Source organism: Pseudomonas sp. B14(2017) (assembly GCF_002113255.1).
Taxonomy (GTDB): Bacteria; Pseudomonadota; Gammaproteobacteria; order Pseudomonadales; family Pseudomonadaceae; genus Aquipseudomonas; species Aquipseudomonas putida_Z.
Genome location: NZ_NEJY01000004.1, coordinates 231,826 through 255,359, shown reverse-complemented (window position 1 = coordinate 255,359; position 23,534 = coordinate 231,826). Strand labels below are relative to the sequence as shown.

16 protein-coding genes are annotated in these 23,534 nt (G+C 58.0%); 4 read left to right on the top strand and 12 right to left on the bottom strand.

What is annotated here, in order from left to right; genetic code table 11:
* Positions 1-186 precede the first annotated feature (186 nt).
* Positions 187-2,268, bottom strand: coding sequence for an acetate--CoA ligase family protein (locus CAG34_RS05755; protein ID WP_085588696.1), 2,082 nt, complete (start codon positions 2,266-2,268; stop codon positions 187-189).
* 3 nt (positions 2,269-2,271) lie between these two features.
* Positions 2,272-3,078 (bottom strand): enoyl-CoA hydratase/isomerase family protein, encoded by an 807-nt coding sequence (locus CAG34_RS05750; RefSeq protein ID WP_085588694.1) that lies wholly within the window; start codon positions 3,076-3,078, stop codon positions 2,272-2,274.
* Positions 3,079-3,160: 82 nt separating this feature from the next.
* Here CAG34_RS05750 and CAG34_RS05745 point away from each other — a divergent pair, with 82 nt between their 5' ends.
* Together CAG34_RS05745 and CAG34_RS05740 are read left to right on the top strand one after the other, a co-directional pair.
* Positions 3,161-3,997 (top strand): IclR family transcriptional regulator, encoded by an 837-nt coding sequence (locus tag CAG34_RS05745; protein ID WP_085588751.1) that lies wholly within the window; start codon positions 3,161-3,163, stop codon positions 3,995-3,997.
* 562 nt (positions 3,998-4,559) lie between these two features.
* The gene (locus CAG34_RS05740) at positions 4,560-5,858 is read left to right on the top strand and encodes an MFS transporter (protein WP_085588692.1); all 1,299 of its coding nucleotides are present in this window, start codon (positions 4,560-4,562) and stop codon (positions 5,856-5,858) included.
* A 239-nt stretch (positions 5,859-6,097) separates the two neighbouring features.
* Here the strand turns inward: CAG34_RS05740 and CAG34_RS29390 are convergent, their stop codons facing one another.
* The 4 genes from CAG34_RS29390 to CAG34_RS05720 are packed head-to-tail and all read right to left on the bottom strand — an operon-like array spanning position 6,098 to position 11,028.
* Positions 6,098-6,598, bottom strand: coding sequence for a Mov34/MPN/PAD-1 family protein (locus tag CAG34_RS29390; RefSeq protein WP_085588690.1), 501 nt, complete (start codon positions 6,596-6,598; stop codon positions 6,098-6,100).
* Positions 6,595-8,388: a ThiF family adenylyltransferase gene (locus tag CAG34_RS05730; RefSeq protein WP_102085095.1), complete on the bottom strand. Its 1,794-nt coding sequence runs from the start codon at positions 8,386-8,388 to the stop codon at positions 6,595-6,597. The genes CAG34_RS29390 and CAG34_RS05730 overlap by 4 nt, the downstream gene beginning before the upstream one ends.
* On the bottom strand, positions 8,385-9,527 hold the full coding sequence (locus tag CAG34_RS05725) for a hypothetical protein (RefSeq protein ID WP_085588686.1): 1,143 nt from the start codon (positions 9,525-9,527) through the stop codon (positions 8,385-8,387). The genes CAG34_RS05730 and CAG34_RS05725 overlap by 4 nt, the downstream gene beginning before the upstream one ends.
* 1 nt (position 9,528) lies before the next feature.
* Positions 9,529-11,028, bottom strand: coding sequence for an SAVED domain-containing protein (locus CAG34_RS05720; protein WP_085588683.1), 1,500 nt, complete (start codon positions 11,026-11,028; stop codon positions 9,529-9,531).
* Positions 11,029-11,485: 457 nt separating this feature from the next.
* Here CAG34_RS05720 and CAG34_RS05715 point away from each other — a divergent pair, with 457 nt between their 5' ends.
* Entirely contained in the window at positions 11,486-12,046 is a 561-nt protein-coding gene (locus CAG34_RS05715; protein WP_085588681.1) for a TetR/AcrR family transcriptional regulator, read from the top strand.
* Between the two features lie 81 nt (positions 12,047-12,127).
* Here CAG34_RS05715 and CAG34_RS05710 read toward each other — a convergent pair whose 3' ends face one another.
* Genes CAG34_RS05710 through CAG34_RS05700 form a run of 3 tightly spaced genes read right to left on the bottom strand, consistent with a single transcriptional unit; the run spans position 12,128 to position 17,817 of the window.
* Positions 12,128-13,531: an efflux transporter outer membrane subunit gene (locus tag CAG34_RS05710; RefSeq protein ID WP_085588679.1), complete on the bottom strand. Its 1,404-nt coding sequence runs from the start codon at positions 13,529-13,531 to the stop codon at positions 12,128-12,130.
* The gene (locus CAG34_RS05705; RefSeq protein WP_085588676.1) at positions 13,531-16,659 is read right to left on the bottom strand and encodes an efflux RND transporter permease subunit; all 3,129 of its coding nucleotides are present in this window, start codon (positions 16,657-16,659) and stop codon (positions 13,531-13,533) included. The genes CAG34_RS05710 and CAG34_RS05705 overlap by 1 nt, the downstream gene beginning before the upstream one ends.
* Before the next feature lie 15 nt (positions 16,660-16,674).
* Complete coding sequence (locus tag CAG34_RS05700) at positions 16,675-17,817, bottom strand: MexC family multidrug efflux RND transporter periplasmic adaptor subunit (RefSeq protein WP_085588674.1); 1,143 nt, start codon at positions 17,815-17,817, stop codon at positions 16,675-16,677.
* Between the two features lie 219 nt (positions 17,818-18,036).
* On the opposite strand from CAG34_RS05700, the gene CAG34_RS29385 reads away from it, so the two are divergent.
* Positions 18,037-18,300 (top strand): DUF2158 domain-containing protein, encoded by a 264-nt coding sequence (locus CAG34_RS29385; RefSeq protein ID WP_085588672.1) that lies wholly within the window; start codon positions 18,037-18,039, stop codon positions 18,298-18,300.
* 510 nt (positions 18,301-18,810) lie between these two features.
* On the opposite strand, the gene CAG34_RS05690 is transcribed toward CAG34_RS29385, so the two are convergent.
* The 3 genes from CAG34_RS05690 to CAG34_RS05680 form a co-directional block, all read right to left on the bottom strand.
* Entirely contained in the window at positions 18,811-20,025 is a 1,215-nt protein-coding gene (locus tag CAG34_RS05690) for a CdaR family transcriptional regulator (RefSeq protein WP_085588670.1), read from the bottom strand.
* Positions 20,026-20,142: 117 nt separating this feature from the next.
* Positions 20,143-21,105: a YCF48-related protein gene (locus tag CAG34_RS05685; RefSeq protein WP_085588668.1), complete on the bottom strand. Its 963-nt coding sequence runs from the start codon at positions 21,103-21,105 to the stop codon at positions 20,143-20,145.
* A 10-nt stretch (positions 21,106-21,115) separates the two neighbouring features.
* Positions 21,116-23,530 carry an RND family transporter gene (locus tag CAG34_RS05680; RefSeq protein ID WP_085588666.1) on the bottom strand — a complete coding sequence of 805 codons (2,415 nt, stop codon included), beginning with the start codon at positions 23,528-23,530 and terminating at the stop codon, positions 21,116-21,118.
* Between the last annotated feature and the right edge of the window lie 4 nt (positions 23,531-23,534).

Genomic DNA, 23,534 nt, shown 5'->3' with positions numbered 1-23,534 from the left:
GCTCAAAAATCTTGACTGTCGCAACTGAAGCGGTCGAAAGAGCGCTGCGCCGAGAAGTGGCGAAATAGAGACTGTTCATAGCGACCTACTTATTTTTATGAGTCAGAAATGAAGCGTTCTTTGATTATGCAATCGTGAGATACGAGGTCAAAGAGGCTGTTCCACAGAATGGAACAGCCATTCTTTTCACGCGATGATTGTCAAGCCATCTAGAGCGATGACCCCGCTACCCGCAGGACGAACAAGGAGCGGGTTGATTTCAGCCTCGACCAATCGGTCGCCGAGCTGCATGGCCATTTGCGAAAACGCCACGATGCATTTTGCTGCGGCGTCGACGTCTGCCTTTGGCATGCCGCGGAAGCCATCCAATAGCGGGTAGGTTTTCAGTTCACACAGCATTTCCCGGGCCTGGTCTTCACTCACAGGCAGAAGACGCAAGGTCGTATCCTGGAAAAGCTCCGCAGTGACGCCTCCCATTCCGAGCAGCAGCGCTGGGCCGAGCTGAGGGTCCCGATGGAAGCCGAGGATCAGCTCCTGTCCACCAGTGACCATCTCTTGGACCAGGAACGACTCCGGGGTGAAGCCGACATGCCCGCCGACTTCATCGCGCATGCGCTCCAAACGATCCCCGATGGTGTCCGAAGTAAGATGCAACGCTACTCCACCCACTTCACTTTTGTGCGGGATCAGTTCCGAGAGCACTTTCAAGGCTACATGCCCGCCAAGTTCGCTCGCAGCCTGCGCTGCCTCCTGCCCGCTCTTCACCACCAGTTCGCGAGTGACCGTGATGCCAAAGCCCGCGTACAAGCGCTTGCTACGCTCTTCATCAAGCGGACCACTTGGCAGTTCTTCCACCCTAGCTGCTGCCGCTGACGGGGCTATATCGGCCGCACTAGCCGAGCTCCCCTGACCGCTCATGACCAAAGCCTTGAGCGCGCTGGCGCAGCTCTCAGGGGCGTTGAACGCAACACCACCGGAGCCGTTGATACGCTGAGCTGCTGCGGGGGCGTGAGGACTGACGTAGGCCAAGACCGGCTTATCCGAACTAGCTAGGCTGTCGCGGATAGCGTCCGCCATCAAATGAGGTTGAGCGACACCCGATGAGCCAACTACGGTGACCACAGCATCATAGTCATCGCTGTCGAGCAGAATGCCGATGGCGCTGCGCATCAACTCTGGCTGCAAGCCTGCGAGGGTCAAATCGATGGGATTACGATCGAGCACCGCTTGGTCACCGATGTCCAAGTTACGCAGCTTCTCGGCAGTTTCCGGCCCAGGCGCAGGTGTTTCGAAACCGCTCATGCCCAGGTTGTCAGCGATCAGTGTGCCAGCTCCACCGGTCGAGGTCAGGATCGCCACTCGACGGCCATTCATTGATCTTCCGCTTGCCAACGCGAAGGGGATATCGAGCAAATCCGCGAAGGTTTCGGCGCGGATCACGCCAAGCTGCTTGAAGTAAGCGGAGTACAGGTCGTCAGAGCCAGCCAGTGCGCCGGTGTGCGAATTGGCCGCATGAGCACCTGCCTCGGACCGTCCTACCTTGTAAACCACAACTGGCTTACCAGCACTGCGGGCCTTGCGAGCTGCTCGAGTGAATTTTTCGCTGTCGCGCAGTCCTTCGATGTACAGCGCAATGACCGATGTGGCTGGGTCATCAGCTAGGTAGTCGACGAAGTCTGCAACGTCGAGATCTACTTCGTTACTGGTAGAAATGAGCTTCGAGAAGCCAATTCCAGCAGCGACACCGCGAGAAAGAAGCGCGCCCAGGATACCCCCGCTCTGAGAAACCACAGCGACGCGGCCGGGGAGCAACTGGTCCATGTCCAATGCACCACTTGCAGAGAGGGTCACGCGCTCCGTGAGGTTAACCAGCCCGATGGTATTAGGGCCAAGGATTCTCATCGAGCCTCGAGCCGCCTTGAGCTCTTCTTGCCGTTGAGCCCCGATTGTGCCGGTCTCACCATAACCACCCGCCAGTACGATCGCTGCTGGGCAGCCGCGCGCAGCGAGATCGGCAACAGCCTGGTTCGCCCGCTCTGGACCAAGCAGAATGATCGCGACATCCGGTACTTCCGGCAAAGCATCCACGGAGGGGTAGCAGCGCAATCCATCAATTTCCTCGTACCGCGGGTTCACCGGGTACAGCCGGCCCTCGAAGCCGTGCTTGCGAAGAAATGCGATGGGACGGCCGGAGGTTTTTCGAGCATCACCCGATGCGCCGATGACGGCAACGCTGGCAGGGCTGAGGAGGCGTGCAATTTGGTCCATGATTTAGCTCCGCTCTGCCTTGCGAGCAAGGAAGGCGGCAACCGACTCCTGATGCTCGCTGGAGGTGTAGCAGATGCCCTGGGCTTGGCTGCCCATGGAGAAGATCTGGCTCTGAGTCAGCTCAAAGGTGTTGTTGAGGATCGACTTGCTCAGCGCCAGAGCAGTAGCCGAGCCAGCAGAGATCTGCTGAGCCCAATCCTGAGCTGCAGGGAGAAGGTTCTCATGCGGTGCTACGCGATCGATCATCCCGATCTGCTGTGCTTCGAGTGGCGAAACGGTGCGGCCGCTGAAGATCAACTCTTTTGCTTTACTCAGCCCTACACGGCGTGGAAGGAAGTACAAACCACCGCCATCAGGGATCAGGCCCCGCGCGATGTAACTCATAGCGAACGAGGCTTGCTCGGAGGCGATGATGAAGTCACAGCTCAGCGCCATGTCGCATCCCAGTCCGGTTGCCGCGCCATTGACTGCAGCGATGGTGGGTTTAGGCAGGTTATGGAGCAGAGACACTGCATGGTGGACGCGCTGCTGACGCTTCCAGCCGTTGAAAGCTACCGAACCGGCCGGTGCACTCATTCGGGCTTGCATGCCCTTGATGTCGCCGCCGGCGCAGAACCCTTTGCCAGCGCCGGTCAGGATCAGCGCTTTGATGCTGCTGTCCGCCGCGACATGCTCAAGGTGCTCGATGAGCAGCGATCGCATTTCATCGCTGATGGCGTTACGTGCCTCTGGACGGTTGAGCGTCAGGGTTGCGATACCGTCAGCAACGGTAAGGTCGATCGGAGTCGACAATTCCGGGGAAGTCGTCATGCGGTGCCTCTCTTATTATTCGGTTGATTGACCGCCCAGCAATGAGCCAAGCTTGATTCCAATCTGAGGGAGAGTGATTTTCATGACAACGCGACCGTTCCACCTATTGGAACATGGCGAGAGCGGCCTTACCTCCCCTCACATTCCCGGGCAAGGCAAGGCACCGCTCAATCGCTCGCTGGAGCGCGGGCTAGATATTCTTCGCGCCTTCAGACCTGGCAGCGAACATCTGACCAATGGGGACCTGAGCGAGATCACCGGACTATCAAAGTCCACTGTCAGCAGGCTTACACAGACCCTCGTAAGGTCTGGCTTCCTGGATTTCGACAGTATTTCCAGAGGCTACAGGCTAGCGCCTTCGGTACTTGGCATGGCTCACTCCATGTACCACGGCAGCTTTCTGCTTCAAGTCGCTACGCCTCTGATGGCCCAGGTGGCGCGAGACCACCAAGTGAATGTTGGCCTAGCCGCAGCGGACGGCGACGAGATGATTTACCTCGAGTCGATACGTTTTAGTAAACGCAAATCTCCGCGAAACGTACTGACCGGCCAGCGGCTGCCCATGGAAATGACATCCTTGGGTAGAGCCTATCTCTCGATCCTGAACGACGCGCAACGACGGCCCCTGATCGAGCTGTTCAGATCAAGACGATGCGAAGCCAGAGCTGGACAGCTCATATCAGATATCGAGGCCGCGATTACCGATGTAGAAAACAACGGCTATTGCGTTGCTTCATGGCAGCCTGAAGTCATCGCTATCGCTACCCCACTGAACCACCCGGTCTACAAGACACACGCTCTGAACATCAGCCTTTCAACGGTCGAAGCTCCCGAAGGAGTCATCGATCGGTATGCTCCAATCCTCCTGTCGCTCGCAGAATCCATCCGAGCATCACTCAACCAGCCCGGGGACGAGTGAGCGGAGAGCATAGCTAGCGAGCCCTGCCCTTTGCCCATCCTTATACAACCGACGAAAAAAACCGCCTAGCAAACCCGCACGGTAGCTAAGCGGTGTGAGAAAGCCCTGGGCATTAACCAGATGTCATCACCAAGTACTGGAAAAACCTGACCCTTCAGCGGAACTTAGCAGATGGCATAAGCCCGATTTGCGAATTTCGAATTGGCATCGACCATCTCCATTGGCTGTTCCAGAGCCATGACATGCCCGGCGCTTCAGAAGCCTAGCGTTTGGTGTTCAGTTCCATCCCAAGCATGAATTTCAAGATATTGGGGACCACAGTCCATGGTTGGTCTTGAAAACACCCATATCTTATGTTCATGGCATGTAAAGGTAGCCCAGAAGGATAAGTAACAGAAGGAAAACAGCAAATGCTTTGTTTTCATAAGTAACGATACCAATTAAGCATGGCGCGAGCATGCCGTAAAGTTATGGCAGGCCATGGCTAAAAGGTTTTGGCACTGACCGTCTTCTCTGCTCTATGCTGCGCGGCCCTGCCCCTACAAAAATAATGGCTACCTAAATGACAACCCTGACCTTACCCATTGCACAGGAAAGAGATCCTGCCGAAATACACGCGTGCAAAAAAGCCGCAATACGACTTATACCGCTTCTAGCGCTTGCTTACTTCTTCAACTATCTGGATCGTACAAACGTAGGATTCGCTTCACTAACAATGAACGAGGATCTCGGGCTCACAGCGTCGCAATTTGGCTTTGCCGCAGGTATCTTCTACTTAGGCTACTGTATATTTGAGGTGCCTAGTAATCTGGCACTCTATAAATACGGTGCACGTCGCTGGCTTGCGAGAATCATGATTACGTGGGGACTGTTTGCCGCCGCCACCTCCCTTGCACAAGGCCCAACCAGCTATGCCGTGATTCGGTTACTTGCCGGAATTGCCGAAGCAGGTTTCTTTCCTGGCGTGATCTTCTTCCTTTCGTTGTGGTTCCCCGCTCATTACCGCACGAAGGTCATGGCTTGGTTTCTTTTCGCGATTCCAATGTCCTCCGTGCTCGGCGGCCCCTTGTCTGCCGCAATGTTGGAAATGGATGGTATCTGGGGCTTTGCAGGGTGGCAGTGGTTGCTTGTCTTGCAGGGTCTCCCGGCCTGTTTCTTGGGGCTCTTGTGTTTGCGCTTACTGGCGGACAGGCCAGCTGACGCGCACTGGCTTACACCCGAGGAGAAGCGGGCTCTACTGGCAGTTCTCGATGCCGAACATGAATCCAAGAGCGCTCATAGTTTCAAACAGTCACTCAAGGATCCGAGGGTTTGGTTGCTCGCAGCAATTCTCTTCAGCTACATCATTGGTATCTTGGGCATCGGCGTTTGGCTTCCACAGATCCTCAAGAGCCATAACTTGACAAATATGCAGATTGGGTGGATCTCCGCTGCCCCTTATTTGATCGCCAGTGCAGCCATGCTGATTTGGGCCAAACTGCTCGCCCGTAAAAGACGTTACATTTTGCATCTTGCGCTGACATGCGGCACGGGCGCGGCTGGCTTCATCTTCTCTGTGGTTTACAGTGACTTACTTCCAGCTCTATTCGGGCTCACAGTAGCATTGATTGGACTCTGCTCCGTGCGGACCTGTTTCTACAGCATCCCGTCGACATTTTTGAGCAAGCAAGCCGCCGCTGGGGGTATTGCTTTCATCAACGCGACTGGCAGCCTTGGTGGCTTAGTAGGACCTTACGCAGTCGGCTGGCTCAAGGATGTCACTGGATCCTTCAGCGCCGGCTTGATGGGCATGGCATTCATGCTTTGCTTGGCTACCGTGCTGACCATCGTTCTTAGCTTCATGGTCAAGGAGAGAAAATAGACGGCTGACTAGGTGATACCGCATGCAGGTGGCCCATGAGTAACCTGCATGCGGGGGAGCATTGACCTTACTGACGACATCCTTCGAGGATGACCGCTTTCGACCCAAAGAGGACAGCCGCGAATAGTTTCCCTAATCCATGATCAGCCATCCTTGCATTCACGCTCATGCCTTGTGACGTGAGGGGTTTAGGTGCTGTCATTGACAGGGCGAGTAGGGATTCAGTGATGAGTGACCGTTCAAATATTAATGGACTGTCTTAATTTAACGCTTGGACCATTGACGGGAAACACTGTAGCGCTCAGCTTTACTACTTCCGGAGGGGTTCCACCTAATATGACTAGAATGGGTTCACGACACGAATATTTCGAGTTTGTGGCGATAGACCGCATTGCTCGTATATCGGGGGCACTTGGCTCCGGTGAGCCACCAGGATGATAGTGCCACTCTCCAATATAGTGAGATCCTTCATTCCAACGCTCGGCAAGCAACTCCTTAAGCCCGATGATTCCACGTTGGAAGGTAACCGAACTACTGATCGAGTCCTTGGGATGCGACGTAATCTCCGAAATTAGGGCGATACTTCCGTCGCTACTGTATTTTCCGATTAGTATGCCACCTGTTTCATGTGTCCCTGCTCGTATGCAGTCACTCACCATTTGGCTTAAAACTTCGGCTTCAATGGTCACTGTGTATGAGTCACTAGAACTCACAAATGACAATGGAGCTGGGTAGTTCATTTCACTAGCTCGATTGTGCCGTCCGGCATCTGTTGGAAATACTCGTAGCGCCGTCCTGGATTCATAACTGCTCTACGGATGAATTTGCTACCAATTGCCCCCCATAGCTGAACATCATCAGCAGTCGCAGGGAAAACTGCATGCCAGCACCCAATGCCTTCAATCTGTGCGTCTAGTTCATTCATAGTGGGGCTGGGAGAAGATGCAAATTGGGACTTGGCATCTATAGCTGGAAAGCTTGATTCGGAGGCTGAATACGCGAAAAGACCTTCAGCTCGCCATGTCATTGCTAGGCTCACAAATAGCTTTTCACTTTTCCAGTCAAACGAAGCCAAGGCATCCAGTACGTCATCGTCCCCTGTGCAGTCGACAACCATGTCATAGCCTCTGACTGCTTGTTTCACCTGTTCGGTGTTAGGTGGAAACACCGCATCAAAGGCCCGGACCTTTGCGTCGGGCATGCACTCGTTGAGGTGCGTGGCAAGGGCCATGGCCTTCTTGTGTCCGACAGCGTGCATGGAGAGCGAATGGCGACTTAGATTGCCCATCATCACCCAGTCAAAATCCAGAATGCCTAGTTCGCAAACGCCCATTCGAAGGAGGTTCTCCGCGACTGAGCTTCCCAAGGAACCTGCACCTATGAGCAGAACTCGACGTCTGCACATCTCATTCTCGGCAGCCCCCCTTGTTCGAAGCTGGTCTGTGGCCCAGTTGGCTGTTCGCTGCCACTCCAAGGCGTCTTTGGATGTAGCAATCTCAGCATCCCAGTAGCGGTAGTTGTGCTCGCAGGACCGGAAGCCCTTTCTTCGTGATTTCTTATTGGAAAGTGAGGGTGATTTAGTCGCGAACCAGTGCATTCGGGATGGTGCTAGCCCAACCTGCTCTGAGATAGGGAATCCGAGTAGCAGTATTGACGGAGGGGCTTTGAGGGGATTTCGTCTAACGGCGCGCCCCATTTCAACGAGTAACTCTCCAAGGTTGATGTGGTTTGCGGCTAGCCATTCACTCAACTCCAGCCACGATGCTGGAACCTGCCAGGGAGGCATGACTGGAATCTCAGGTAGGACAAGCCATACGGCATCGCAGCTTTTCCCGTTGCCCAGCATGGAGGCCGGCCATTCCATGGACCTGATGACTTCGCCGTCGGGCCGTTCGAATTTCGTGATGACCCGGGTGCTATTCGCCCCCCGCAATTGGCTTATGCTTGCATACCCCCATCTACCCTGATGTGGTATCCACTGCAAAATGCCGCCGGAGGCTTCTCGAAATCCCAATAGCGGGAAAAGGGATTGCCCAGGTAGTGCCGGCAGTTCGAGTGGGTCTCCCGCAACGTTAAGAGAGCCGCTAGCAGCCGCGTCAAGCCACTTCAGCAAACGCTGTAGTAACCAGGGCAATCGTTCGGCTAGGTTGCGGGGCTCGTTCGACCAGCTAGTACGGTTGAAAACGGCGATAGGCTTTTCCAAACATGGTTTGCCAAGTTTCCAGGGACGCGGCGGGCATGTTTTGCCATTGTAGTCTTGATGAGGAAATGTAGACGTGATGCCGTGAACAGCATCCGGATAAATGTGAGCTGTCTCCCCATTGGCAGTTGGCATAACCACCATGTGCCAGCTTGATTCGTTTGGTACGAACTCGGTCGCTGGTACAGAGAGTCGCGCGCAAAATTGTAGCGACCATTCTCCTTCTGCGTGCAGCCGCCAGCTGCTGTCTGTATCGAGGCGTGCATCGCAGTTGATGGCATCGACAACAAACAGCAGGACCGGGGGGGTAATCAGTTGGAGGGAGGTCACGCGAACCGCTCAGTAGTGTTCGGCTGGGCAGACTGGGTCGGTGCGGTAAAGCCGCCGTTAGGCTTGTCGCCACCCCTTGGGCCCGGTAACGGGAATTTGCTCCCCAACAAGTCTCTCCACAACTGACCGCTCTCTTGGGCATCTGTGCTGTTGAGTGCTTTCCTGGCTAGCTTGGCTGCCTCCCCTACTGCTGCGTAGAAGGCCTTGAAATCCTCAATCGGCAAGCGCGCTAGAACGTTGTGCTCTGGTACTCCGTGGTCCGCAAGTGTTGGGACAATGTTGAGCTGGTTGTAGCTAGACCAGGTGCTCATGAAGCTCTCCAAGGTCTGAACCAAGCCCGTTGCCATTGAAGTGCTACCGTCGGCCAGAACATGCCCGATCATGTGTTCCAGGGGATAGCCTTTTGGGTATTTAGGAAGACGCTCTGCATTCTCTTGGCGCCACCACTTCATTGCCCGTACAAGGTTTACGTAGTGGCCGTTGCACGCACGATTTTTCGCAGCAGTCCATTGGATCTGCGCGAGTGGGTGAGTACGCCCCCAGTTGCCAGCATCCCGATCAGGAAGAAACAGTGGATGAGGCTTCCACTCCTCCTGAGGTGCATCCTGGAAAAGCATGGCGTTCCCAAGCAGGCCGCTAGGTGGTGTCCAACTGCGGTTCAGTCGCCAGCTGGCCTCTTCTTCGAGCGAGTTGGTGGTCAACACAGATTGAGACCGGTAGAGCTGTTCTAGGAGGCTACGACTTGAGCCGTCGCTCGGTAGAGCTGTGATTACTAGGTCTAGATCCACGTAGGAAAGCTCAATTCCAAATGAGCGGCCCTGTGGCCGCCATTTCCCTTTGTAGTACCGCTCCAGAAAAGGCTCGAACAGATCCATCGCCTCCTTCGGTGTCAGTCGGTTGTAGTCCAGATTCGTTACTACCACGACATCAACGTCGGGGCGTTTTTCTCCTAAGGGGCGGACCGCTGTTGATCTTCGAACGCTGCCTTGCAGGAAGGTAGCTACGACGATGTCTTTGAGTTTTTCATCCGCCTCGAGCCGGTTGCGCAAGGTTTTCGACCCGATTTTCCAATCTTCCTGCAGCCGGATCGTTGGTCGAATTCCGGCAAGGAACTCCGTGAATTGTGGTTTGAGTTCCATGTCATTGAACCTTGAAGGTGGGGTGGTAGCTACCGTCGATACGGCGGTTGAAATCAAACTCGTAGAAAACGCATGGGCCCATGGCTTCGACGTGTTGACCCACGAAGAAGTTAACCGCATTCGGTGCCGCGCTGAACACGTGAATCTTAGCGCCGAATGGAACACGGATCTTGGCTACTGCTCTGGCAACATCATCAGCCAGACGGGCGGCATGGGCTCCACCCGCTACTGCGTTTTGTCCGGGCCCCTCTGCCGGAGTGATGTGCAAAATCTTGCCTATCGTCGGCTGTTTGGCAACGTAATCCCGCACATCGTCCACAGCATCTCGAGATATGCTCAGCACGAGCGCAATGTCTGGGCCAGCATGAAGTTGTTCAGTCGTGATAGAGGCCGCGGGCTTGTCTTTGCCGTCATCTGCTCTCCAAACGGAGGTACCTGAGCGCCCCTTCTGAACGAGTTCTACCTCCATGCCGGATTTCAACCCGAGGCAGCGTCCTGCCAGAAATGCGATCGAGGTATGAACATCCAGAAAAAGCCGAATTCGACGTTCCGCTTGCTTTATTCGCGCGAGGAACGACTCAACAGCTGGTTGGATCGCAGATGCCCAATCCTCGCCTGGTCTGAGATGACGGCCATCAAAGTGCTGCAAGAGTGAAAGAGTGTTTTCCGGTAGCGCGTCTATTCTATCGTTTGGACCATCTGTGAATGAGCGAAGGGCTACGTTGAGGCGATTCTCAGGTGGCTCGGAGCGAACCCAACCTTCCTCTTTGCAAAGAGTTTCGAACTGCTCACGGGTAAACTGATACAGCCCTTTGCTCTTGAGAGACCTTGCAGCAGCGTCGAAGCGAAATTCCGAACTGTCATGACAACTGATCAGACCCACTACCCGGAAACGAAGGTTCACGTCATCGCGTAGCTGGGTCAGAGATCGCTGGGCGGTGGCAATATGTAGGCCTTCCAGTACTTTCATCAGTTCATCATCCGATGCGAGCTTAAGGTGTTCGCGCCACAACTTGCGAACCTTGCCCATTTTGCTGCCGTCCGTTTTCCCAACCGAGAGTTTGTCTAGCCGCAGGGAATAGTCCACGGCCGAGATGATTTCAGCCAGTGGATCGTTGTCTTTGACACTGTCGATCGTAACGAGGTGAAAAGCAGCGTTCGGGGGGGCGCTCTCTTTTGCCTGCTTCAATCTTTCCAAAAGAGACACCGTTTCGGCGCCTATGAAGGCAGGGTCGATGAGATCCGCGTAGCCGAATCGTCCCGCGCCGGTGACATGGAATTTGATCTGATGGTAATCCACCGAGATCCGCACGGGGCCAGTGCTCGCCCGCGGAGGGTCATAGCGAATAATTACATCATCGAACGCTTTTGGCCCATCAGCCTCATAGGAGACCTCAACAACGTGCGACTGGTCTGGATCTCTTAATGCGGAGGCATGAATCCAGAAAAAACGAGCTTGATAGTCATGCCCGTGCCATCCGGCCGAAACAGCGTTTGCCATGCTCAACTCCTTTTGCAGCTTAATGGCGAAACGCTATCCCCTCTTCACGTTGGAATCAAGCTGGAACGATGGTTAGTCGACCGGTGACTAAGCCCAAACCGGCTTAGCCGGCGATCAAGTTATAGCGCCGCGTTTCGCGGAAGGTAACTCATGACCGATTTCTGCCCTTCGTCAAGGACAGCTTCGGGTCGATAGCTGTCAGTAGAAAGCATGTGAGCGTAGGATGGAAGCTCCCCCATCAGGCCGCCCCTTATGTATAAGTCCTTAAGGACAACCGCCCGTGCGCCAGCTATTGGGGACTCCACTTCATGCTTCTTGTTCGCTGCCCAACGGCCCTTTGTAGCTCCATAATCTATCAGTTCCGCGTCCCGTCCCATATGAATCCAAAAGAATTCAAATGATGCATTTTGGATTCTGTTGCCGCACAATGGTCAGATTCAGGTACCGAGAATCTTCCATGAACCTTTCAGCCACCGACGAACGTCTGCTCAAGGCACTCGCCGCAGCAATTGTTATCCACCCCAGAGCCACGCTGAAAGAGTTGGCGGAAACGGCCGGTGTCAGCAAGGCGACCCTGCATCGCTTCTGCGGTACTAGAGACAATCTGGTCAGCTTGCTGGAAGGTTACGGCGAGCAAGTTCTGCGTCAAGTGATCGCCGATGCCGATCTTGAAAACAGTGAACCGCTGGCGGCATTGCGCCTGTTGATCGCCGAGCATCTCAAGCATCGCGAAATGATGGTGTTCCTGCTCTTCCAGTACCGCCCGGACACCTTTGACGGCAGTGAAGCCAACCAGGGTTGGCGGGCCTATGCCGACGCTCTGGACGACTACTTCCTGCGTGGTCAGCAGGCCGGGTTTTTCCGCATCGATATCAGTGCTGCGGTGTTCACCGAGATGTTCCTGAGCCTGGTCTACGGAATTGTCGATGCCGAACGCCGCGGTCGCGCGGCAAGTGCGACATCTGCATTGACGCTCGAGAATCTGTTCCTCAATGGCGCCGTGGCGGCATCTCGCTAGTTTACCGATGCCCAGATAAAAAAAGCCCCTGATCACTCAGGGGCAAAAGCGGTTGGCCAGACCAACCAAAGGATCGATGAGCTATCCCCGCGCAGGCCAGCCACCACCAAGGGCGCGGAACAGGTCGATGAGAGATTTTTGCCGCTCGATACTCGCATCGATAGCAGCCGCTTCGTTCAGGTAGCTGTTGCGCTGCGCATCCAGATACCGCAGATGGCTGTCCACACCACCCTCGTAGCGAGCCTTCGCCAGTGCCAGGCTCGCCCGGCTGGTGTCGGCCAACGCTTCGCGTGCGATCTCCTCACGCCGCAAGGTATCGCTGGCGGCAAGTGCATCGGCCACTTCCCGGAAGGCGGTCTGGATCGTGCCTTCGTAGGCTGCAACCGCCGAGTCCTTGCGCGCCTCGGCCAGGCTCAGGGAAGCCTTGTTGCGCCCGGCGTCGAACAGCGGCAACGACAGTTGTGGCATGAAGCCCCAACTGCGCGAGCCACCCTCGAACAACCCGGACATCTGCGCACTGGAGGTACCGAAGCTGCCGGTCAGGCTAATCCGTGGAAAGAACGCCGCCCGTGCCGCGCCGATATCAGCGTTACGCGCCCGCAGTCGATGCTCGGCGGCAAGAATGTCCGGACGCCGCTCGATCAGTGCCGACGGCGCACCCGGGGCGATGTCCTGCAGCAGCATCGGAACCTCGGGGCGTTCGGCAGGGATCACCTTGGCCGCGTTGGCGCTACCGAGCAGAAGTACCAAGGCGTTGTACGCCTGCTGCTGCTCTCGCAGGACGGACTCCAGCTCCGCTCGCGACTGCTCGACCAGCCCCAATGCCTCCTGATGATCCAGCGCCGTCGCGGTGCCTACGGTGCGGCGCTGGCCGACCAGTGCCAGGGAGTCTTCGCGACTGCCAAGGGTCTGGCGGGTCAGCGTCAGGCGACGCTCGGCGCCATCGAGGGTCAGGTAAGCCTGGCTGACCTCGGCGATCAGGGCAATGTGTGCAGCCCGGCTGACTTCCTCGGTTGCCAGATACTGCTCGAGCGCTGCGTCGCTCAGGCTTTTCACGCGGCCGAACAAGTCGATTTCATACTCCGGCAGCGACAGCCCTACCTGATAAGTGCTGTTGACGCCTTCGCGGCCATCGCTGGAGAGGTCCGACGGTAAGTGCTGGCGATTGCCCGAAGCGCCGGCGTTCAGCCCCGGCACGCGATCGGCACGACGGATGCCATACAGCGCGCGGGCCTGCTCGATATCGAGCAGGGCCTGGCGTAGGGAGCGGTTGTTGCCCAGTGCGGTGCCGACTAGCTGGCGCAGCGTAGGGTCAAGGATGAACGCCTGCCAGTCCAGCTGCGCCACCGCCTGGCCCTGCTGCCCGGTGGCATTGCCCCACTGCGCCGGCACCGGTGCCTCGGGGCGCTGGTAGGTCGGCGCCAGCGAACAGCCGACCAGGGCACAGGCCAGCGCCAACGGCATTGCAAGTTTACCCATGACCATCAATTCACCACCTCGACAGCGTGTTGCATTGGGGCCGGCTTGCGCTTGAGCAGCTTCAGCACCCAGACGAAACAGATCGGCACGAATACCACGCCCAGCAAGGTTGCGCTGAGCATGCCGCCGATTACTCCGGTACCAATGGCGCGCTGGCTGGCCGCGCCAGCGCCAGTGGCGATGGCCAGCGGCACCACGCCGAGGATGAAGGCCATGGAGGTCATCACGATCGGGCGGAAGCGCAGGCGCGCAGCCTCGATGGCGGCGGCACTCAAGCTGTAGCCCTTTTCCCATAGTTCCTTGGCGAACTCGACGATCAGAATCGCGTTCTTCGCCGCCAGGCCGATGATGGTGATCAGGCCGACCTTGAAGTACACATCGTTGGGCAGGCCGGTGAGCAGTACCGCCCACACCGCGCCCAGCGCACCGATCGGCACGATCAGCATTACCGTCAGCGGGATCGCCCAACTCTCATACAGCGCTACCAGCAGCAGGAACACCACCAGGATGGCGAGGGCAAACAGGCCGGCGGCCTGGCCGCTGGAGACCTTCTCCTGGTACGACAGGCCGGTCCAGGCGTAGCCGATCCCCGGCGGCAGCTCACCGACCAGGCGCTCCATCTCGGCCATGGCCTGGCCGGTACTGTGGCCTGGCGACGCGTCGCCAGCGATACGGATAGACGGGTAGCCGTTGTAGCGCACCAGTTGCACCGGCCCTTCTTCCCACTGGGTGGTGACGAAGGCACTGAACGGCACCTGCTCGCCCTGGGCGTTCGGCACATACAGGCGCAGCACGCTTTCCGGGGTCATGCGCTCGCCCTGCTCGGCCTGCACCACCACGCGCTGCTGGCGCCCGGCGTTGCTGAAGTCGTTGATCACCGCAGAACCGAAGGCGGTGGCCAGGGTGTTGTTGATCGACTCGAAGTTCACGCCCAGGGCGCGGGCCTTCTCACGGTCGATGTGCACGCGCAACTGCGGTGCCTCGGCCAGGCCTTCCATCATCGCGTAGAGAATCACCGGGTTTTCATTGGCGCGGGCCAGCAGTTGGTCGCGGGCGGCCAGCAACGCCTCGCGCCCCAGGCCGCCACGGTCCATCAGGCGCAGGGCGAAACCACCGGAGTTGCCCAGGCCGTCGATCGGCGGCGGCATGACCGCGGTAATGGCCCCGTCGCCGTTAGCGGCGAACTGCTCATTGACCACGGCAGTTTCAGCTGCTGCGGATTGCTCCTTGCCACGCAACGACCAGTCATTGTAGGTCGGGAATGCCAACGCGGCATTCTCGCCCTGGCCCGAGAAGCTGAAACCCGTCACGACGATGGTGTTGGCGACAGCTTCCCGGGACATCAGGAAACCTTCCAGTGCCTGTGCAGTGTGATCAGTACGCACCCGGCTGGCACCCGGCGGCAACTGCACGTCGACGATGCCATAACCCAGGTCCTCGGCGGGGACAAACGCCTCCGGTACTCGTACATAGGAGTAACCGAGGACCACAAGGATGCCGACATAGGCCAGCATCCAACGCCCGGCACTGGCCACCAGGGCACTGTTCATTACCGAGTAGCGTTCGGTCATGCGGGCGAATGTGCGGTTGAACGCCCCAAAGAAGCCGCCCTTTTCATGATGCCCATGTGCGACCGGTTTGAGCAGTGTGGCGCACAACGCCGGGGTGAAGGTCAGGGCCAGGAAGCCAGAGAACAGGATCGACACCGCCAGCGACACCGAGAACTGCTGATAGATCACCCCCACGGAGCCGGACATGAACGCCAGCGGCAGGAACACCGCTGCCAGCACCATGGTGATACCGATGATCGCCCCGGATACCTGCCCCATCGCCTTGATGGTTGCGTCTACCGGCGACAACCCTTCCTCAGCCATCAGACGCTCTACGTTCTCCACAACCACGATGGCGTCGTCCACCAGGATGCCGATAGCCAGCACCATGCCGAACATGGTCATCATGTTCACCGAGAACCCGAGCAGCTTCATGATCATCAGCGTGCCGAGCAGGCACACCGGTACCACGATCGACGGGATCAGGGTATAGCGCACGTTCTGCAGGAACAGGAACATCACCAGGAACACCAGCACCATGGCTTCGATCAGGGTGTGAATCACCTTCTCGATGGCCACGTCGACGAAGCGGGAGGTGTCGTAGGGCACCGAATACTCGACGCCCTCGGGGAAGAACTGCGCAAGCTCCGCCAGGCGTTCCTTGACCAGCGTCGCGGTCTGGATGGCGTTGGCCCCGGGCGCCAGTTGCACTGCTGCTACCACTGCCGGTTTACCATCCAGGCGCGCAGACAGGTTGTAGTTCTCGCTGCCGATGGCCATGCGCGCGACATCACCCAGGCGTACGCTGGAACCGTCCGGGTTGGCACGCAGGACGATAGCGGCGAACGCTTCCGGGGTTTCCAGGGTACCTTGCACGGCCAAGGTCGCGGTCAGTTCCTGTTCGCTGGCGCCCGGCGTGCTGCCGAAGCTGCCAGCCGGTACCTGAACGTTCTGACCACGGATGGCATTGCCGATGTCGTCGATGGAAAGGCCGTAGCCCACAAGTTTCTGCGGATCGACCCAGACGCGCATGGCCGCTTCGGAGGCAAAGAACTGCAGCTTGCCCACACCGGGTATGCGCAGCAGTTCGTTGTTGATGTTACGCGCCGCATAGTCTGACAACGCCGTTACATTGTCGCGCCCACCTGTCGCACTGGTCAGGGCATACATCAGCAGGAAGCCCGAACTGGCCTGCTCCACCTTCAGCCCCTGGGTCAGCACCGCCTGGGGCATGCGCGCCTCGGCCTTCTTCAGGCGGTTCTGCACATCGACCTGGGCCATGTCCGGCAGGGTACCTGGCTCAAATGTCACCATCACCTCGGCGACACCGTTGGAGTTGTTGGTGGACTCGTAGTACAGCAGGCCCTTGGCGCCGTTGAGCGACTCCTCGATGATGCTGGTCACCGACTCTACCAGCACCTTGGCCGAAGCACCCGGGTAGGTGGCGGTGATGGAAATTTGTGGCGGCGCCACGCTGGGATACTGGGCCACCGGCAGCGCCGGGATCACCAGCAAGCCGGCCAGGGAAATGAACAACGCCACGACCCAGGCAAAATTCGGCCGATTGATGAAGAACTTGGACATCTCGCTAACCTCGCCTTAGTGCGCCGCGGCCTGTTGCGCCTGAGCCGGCGCCACGGGCATGCCAGGGGCCAATCCGGCCGGGCTGCCAACAATGACCTGGTCACCGGCACGCAGGCCTTCGCTGATCTGCCAGCGCGAGCCTTGCATCACGCCGGTACGCACGCTGCGTACCTCGGCCAGGTTGTCGGTCCCCACGACCATCACCCGTGCCATGCCGTCGCTGCCACGCTGCACTGCCCGTTGCGGCACGAGGATGGCCTGCTGGTCGGTGCCCTGCGGGGTGCGCACACGCACATACATGCCAGGCAGGAGGATGCCGTCGCGGTTGTCGAAGCGCCCGCGCAAGGTGACCTGACCGGTGCCACGGTCGACCGCCACATCGGTGAACATCAGCGCGCCCTGGCGCTGATAGTCGGTGCCTTCCACCTGGGCGCTCAGAGCCTTGTCTTCGCCACCTGTCAGGGCACCTTCCTTGAGCGCCTGACGCAAACGCAGGGCATCGGCGGCAGACTGGGTGAAGTCGACATAGATCGGATCAAGCTGCTGGATACGCGCCATCAACGTGGCGTCGCCCTGCCCGACCAGCGCACCTTCGGTGGTCAGGGCACGACCGATGCGGCCGGAAATGGGCGCGGTTACTGTGGCATAGCCAAGGTTCAGGCGTGCGGACTGCACGTCGGCCTGTGCTGTACGCACAGCGGCCTGGGCACTGCGCAGCTCGGCAGTGGCGCTATCGAAATCTTGCTGGCTGACAGCTTCGATCTTGACCAGGGGCTTGTAGCGCTTGACCCGCGCCTGAGCCTCTTGATGTACCGCCTGAGCACGCGCCAGGTCACCTTCGGCGCGAGCCAGGGCCACCTTGAATGGCTCAGGGTCGATCTGGAACAGCACGTCGCCGGCCTTTACATCGGCACCTTCTTCAAAGCGTTTGTGCAAGACGATACCGGCCACTCGGGCACGCACTTCGGCTACCCGCATCGGCTCGACCCGGCCAGGCAACGTCGAGGCCAGCGCCAACTGTTCGGTCGTCACCGTCACGGTCTCCACGGGCATAACCGCTGCAGAGGCGGCCTGTGGCTCCTCGCCCGCCCCGCAACCGGCCAACGCCACCGCAGCGGCTAGCAGCCCACTCATCCCTATCGCATGTTTCTTGCCCATCACTCACCACAGCCTTGATTGAAAACGACCCGAATGATACCTTCGAGGCGTTAATGAGTCAATTATGTCTCATTAGGCTCATAAAAGGCCATGCGGCTTCTGATCTCAGCCGTGCCTCGTTAAAACGTCTTGGCGGCAGGCGTCGCGACCTGAGCCCCTGCGTTCTCCAAGGCGTAGCAAGCCGCCCACAGATAATTGCAAGCACAACAGAGGTACTGGATGAAAAACTTGTTTAGAAATGACGTCGTCACCATGAAAAGCGGTGGTCCTCTGATGACTATCATAAACATCAGACAGCTACGTTCAATTTCCGGCTTTCCGACAACGACCTTTGCTTTATGTCAATGGTTCGAGAATGGCACACTCATGGAGAAATGGTTTGACAGTGTCGTTCTGGAAACTGCAAAAAAACGTGTTGTGGTATGTCCCGATAAAGCACCGGGAAACTGGCAAAGGCACCTAATACACTATTACCAAGGCTGAAACTTTGTGATCGATATTGCCAGCGTCGGCATCTTTCAGTCTGGATGCGACACCACGAACATGGCCGATTTGCCATGCAATCGCCTACCCTATTACATCTTGTGCAACACCTCTAGATTTCCAGCGTGTCGACGTCGAACATGACGATCCTCCCGCGGCAGCAAAAGCAATAAGGCACTGGTAGGAGGGTCAACGTTATGAACGTTGCAATGGCAAGCTCGCCGATGAACGCATAGGCCATAGGCCCCTTGAAACTCTGAGGTGATGCGGTTGGATAGGTGTCCCAGTCGGCACAATCGCCATGACCATACCATCAAGCCGAACGGCGCCATTACCAGCGCCAGGAACATTCGCAAAACTACGTAACTGCACCATCAACAGCACGCACATTACCAACGCAGGCAGCCCTCCGCTCAATGCCATACACGACGTTTGGGCCAACTCTACTAACTGATTGGACCGGTGATCATGCTTGCTAGCGACGCGTGTGCCTTCGTCAATGGCGTAGTGTTACCGGTGGACGGAGCCATCACATTCGTTTGGCATAAGCGTATTCCAGAACAACAGCTCAAGCGCAGCGGCAATCTGGATACGATGGTCGGCAAAAGAAACCGGCAACAGGTCTTGGGCACGCTCCAACCGGCGCAGCAGTGTATTGCGATGAGTACCCAATACTTCGGCGGTCTGGGTGATATTGCAGCCATTGGCGAGAAAAGCATGCAACGAGTGCTGCAGCACTGTAGGCTCCGTGGCCAACCGCCCCAGAGTACTCAAGACGAACTGCCTGGCCGCGCGGGCGTCTTGGGTCATCAGTGACACCATCCGCACCTGATCGATTGTGGCAACGGCGGGGGCTCCCGCCAAACGGCCCATCAGTCTCTGAGTGGTCAATGCTTCCATATGTGAGCGACGGAAGCCGTTCACACCTGTCCCCGGGGAGCCGATTGCCACGCGGATCTTCGGAAACTGTCGACCTATGTCCTGCAGCATGCTCAAGTCCAGCGGTTTTGCTGCATTGCTCCAGACCCAGAGGGTAGCAGGCCCCGCGAACACTATCAGGGGCGCCACCGTGCCAGTGAGTTGAGCTAGTGTGCGCGCCACATCCTCCAGGGGGCGGATCTCCGCTTCCGGGCTTTCGCTCCAGATCAGGTAGGCACAGTGCTTTGGTAAAAGACTATAGCCCAGGCGTCTGGCAAACTGCTCCGCATCTATATCCCTGCCGTCGAGCAACCGACTGACCAGGCTGCGTTTGTCGATCGGGTCGTCATGGGACTGGGCGCTCTTTTCTTCCAGGATGATCTGGGTCACCACCCGCATGTTGCTATCGATGAATTCCGAGATCGACCGCGACGAGACCTTCAGGAACTCTTCGAGCACCACGGGATCCTGCGTCAGGCTGAACGCCATTTTCATCCACAGTTCCCAGGCTGTGTTCTGCGTCGACCTTGCGACATTCATCAGCAGTTCGGACATCCCTCTGCGGGCGAGCTCCCTGGCCGTGTCCACCATGTCGGTCGAGACGTAGGGTTGCACCGGCTCTCCGGGACGCTGCATATTCGCGTTCGCCCAGTGCAACAACTCCGCCCGGTTTGCGCGTCGGCACGCTGCGAGGATCACAGGGTCCTCCAGCAGCTTGGCATCTTCCGGTGAAGAGCAAAGCGCCTGATTAAGCCTCTCGACCCACTCCGGCGGCAGTGTCTGAGCGAGCTCGGCACCTTTACGCATGAGCTCACGAACAGCTTCCGACGGTCGTGGCCAAGGGGATGGGGTACTGCTCATGGAAGTCGCATCTCACTAGGTACATAATGCGGGTTGGCCGGTTGATAACACCCGGCCAGCCCTTCACTCAAGATAGGGCATTACCCCGCGACGTGAAAACAGAACCGGCTTGCCGTCGGATTTGAACAGCGCAGCCGTCAATGACACACCATCAACCGACTGCGCTTCCTCGAAGCTCTCCCCTCCATTGCTGCTATGCACTCTCAACCCATCCAGCCCGACTGCCAATACCTGAGCACCGGCTACCGCAACCGAAGTGACAGAACCCTTGCCCTGCGTTGGCACTCTGCGAAAACGCTTGTCATCGACAGAACCCAGCAGCAGAGTGCCACGCTGGCCGCCCACTAGCAGACGCCCATCGGCCAAAACCGCGCCCGACCACAGGGTGCCTTCGTAGCCGGTATCCAGGTAATGCCAATTTTTCCCGTGATCGTCAGAATGCAGCACCTTACCGTGCTCCGCTGTGGCATATACGGTGCCGCGGTTGTCGGCAAAAAGCCCCATCAGGTTAAGGTCAGCTCGCTTGGCCCCGGGGGGAGCTTGCACCGGCTGTTCGGCCCACGTCTGCCCCCCGTCTTCGGTCGTCAGCACCAACGACCAGAGGCCTACCGCAACACCCTGTCGGGGATTGAAGAAGTGCACGGCAAACAGGGGCCGATCTTCTTCGGTGGACAGACGCTGGATCTTCCACGATTCTCCGCCATCGACGGTGGCAAGGATCGCGCCCCACTGACCAACTGCCCAACCATGCTTGGCATCTACGAAGGAGACCCCCGTCAGCGGTGTGGACAGCGGTACCGAGCGCGCTTGGCGCCACTGTTTGCCCTGATCGTCTGATAACAACACCACCCCGTGATCGCCAACGGCAACTGCACGCGCCCCGGCCCACGCGGCGTCGAGCATGGTGGCCTGCGTCGCATTACTCGACAGTGTGGCCGGTACGGCTTCCAACGTCGCGGCCTGAAGCGGGAGCAACGGCAGGGCTGCGGCGACCATGACCGCAGTAAATAAACCTATCAATCGCATGCTTTTCTCCTCAGTGCACCAAAGTGCCGATCATGCGTACAGGGCGTTTACGCGGGAACATCCGCTCCAACCAGACGGCAAAGGCAGGCAGCACGGTCATGGCCATAACCATGTTGACGATGAACATGAAGGCGAGCAGCTTGCCCATGTCGGCCTGGAACTTGAGCTCCGAGAACGCCCAGGTTGCCACGCCCACAGCCAGCGTAATCGCGGTAAAGATGGTGGCGACACCCACCTCGAGCAGCGCGTGTTCGACCGCCTTGGTGATTGGTTGCCCGAGGGCCTGGTGCAGCTGCAGGCGGTTGTAGATGTAGAAGGCGTAATCGACGCCGATGCCCACCGCCAGCACCATCACCGGCAAAGTAGCGATGGTCAGGCCGATCTGCAGCTCTTTCATGAACCAGTAGCCAATGAATGTGCCGATGGTCAACGGCAGGCAACACACCAAAACCGCTCGTAGGTCGCGATACACGACGAACACCAGCAGCGCGATGGCGGCATAGACATAGAGGAGCATCGGAGTTTCGCTTTTTTCCACCTCCTCGTTGATCGCGGCCAGAACGCCGGCGTTGCCGGAAGCGAGCCGAACCGAAATGCCTGGCATCGGCTGCTCGCTGCGGAACGCCTTCACGGTGTCCACCGCCTTGTTGATGGTCGTGGCTTTGTGATCGGCCAGATAAAGGTGTACCGCTGACATGCTGCAATCGGTCCGCATCAGCCCGGGCGTGCGAGCAACCTCGGTAGCCAGCGCCGCATAGTTCATCGGGTCGATGGGCACGGTTGACATCTTCGGGTTCCCTTCGTTGTAACCCTCGTTGAACTGGCGCATGTTGGTCGAGAAGGAAGCGACAGAGAGTACGCCCGGCACCGCCTGCATGGTCCACACGAAGCGATCCTGATAGTGACCCAAGGCTACATCTTCACAGGCCACTTGGCCGTCTTCACCAGAAGCGGACTTGTTGACTTCGAAAACCACGCTGAGCCAGTCGAGGCCAATGTCGTAATTGCTGGCGATAGAGACTGCATCGCGATTGAAACGCGAGTCCTCTCGCAACTCCGGAGCGCCCGCCTGCAGCGTGCCGACCACACGGTCGTGACTTTGCCAGATCGACACCAGGAACAGTACCAAGGCCGCACCAAGCACCCACTGCGCCTTGCGCGGCTCGGCGAGTCGAGCGAGACCACGTAGCCAACGGGTGCGCAGCTGCCGGGAGGATTCCTGCGCAGCAGCGTATTTGTCATCGACGCGAAGCATGGACGCTATCAACGGCAGCATCACCAGGTTGGTGACGATCTTGTAGGCCACGCCAAGGGATGCCGTGATAGCCAGCTCACGTACCATCGGGATAGGGATCAACAACAGTGTCACGAAGGACACCAGTGCGGTCACCAGCGCGAGCGTCCCGGGAACGAGTAACCCGGTAAAGCTCGAACGCGCGGCCTCTTCGGCGCTCTTGCCAATCGCGATCTCGCGAACGATGAAATTGATTTGCTGCACGCCATGGGAAACCCCGATGGCGAATACCAGAAAGGGCACCAGCACCGCGAGCGGGTCGAGCCCATACCCTAACAGACGCAGGCTGCCGAACTGCCAGACCAACGAAGCCAGCGAACAAACCAACGCCAACAAAGTGAAGCGCAACGAATGGCAATACCAGTACACCGCCCCCGCCGTCAGCAGTAGCGCCAGCAAGCAGAACTCCAGTACCGCAGATGCTCCATCGGCGATGTCACCGATCTGCTTGGCGAAACCGATGATCTGGATTTCAAAATTGCCGTCTTCGTACTGCTGACGTATCTCTTTCTCCAGACGATGGTTGAACGCGACATAGTCCAGGTGGGCGCCTTGGGTGTCGTACTCGTTGAGTTCCACCGTGATCATCGCGCTACTCTGATCTCGGGAGACCAGCGTGCCGATGAAGCCGCCCTGTGCGGTGGAGCTAGCGATCGTCGCGATAATCTGATCATCCAGGTGCTCGGGCGTAACCGTCCCTGGTACCAGTGGATCAGCGCGAAAGCCCTCTTCAGTGATTTCGTTGACGAAGGCGTTGGGTGTCCATATCGAACGCACGCTGCTACGCGAGATACCTGGGAGAAAAGTCACTGCCTGGGTGACGTCGTACAGCCGTTTCAGGCCTGGGGCGCTCCAGATGTCGCCCTGTCGGGCTTTGACCACAATAGTCAGTCGGTTCGCCCCAAGCAGATCGTTTCGGTAGGCCTCGAATGTCTTGATGTATTCGTGGCCAATCGGCAATTGTTTTTCGAAACCGGCATCCATGCGCAATTGCATGGCGAACCAGCCCATGAGCAACGTGAATAACGCCAGGCTCGCCAGCACCAGCCGACGATTCCCGAACAGAACACCCTCGACACGTGACAGGAGGCCACGAGCCGGGGCTTCAGATAGCTTTACAGAACCGTTCACGGCA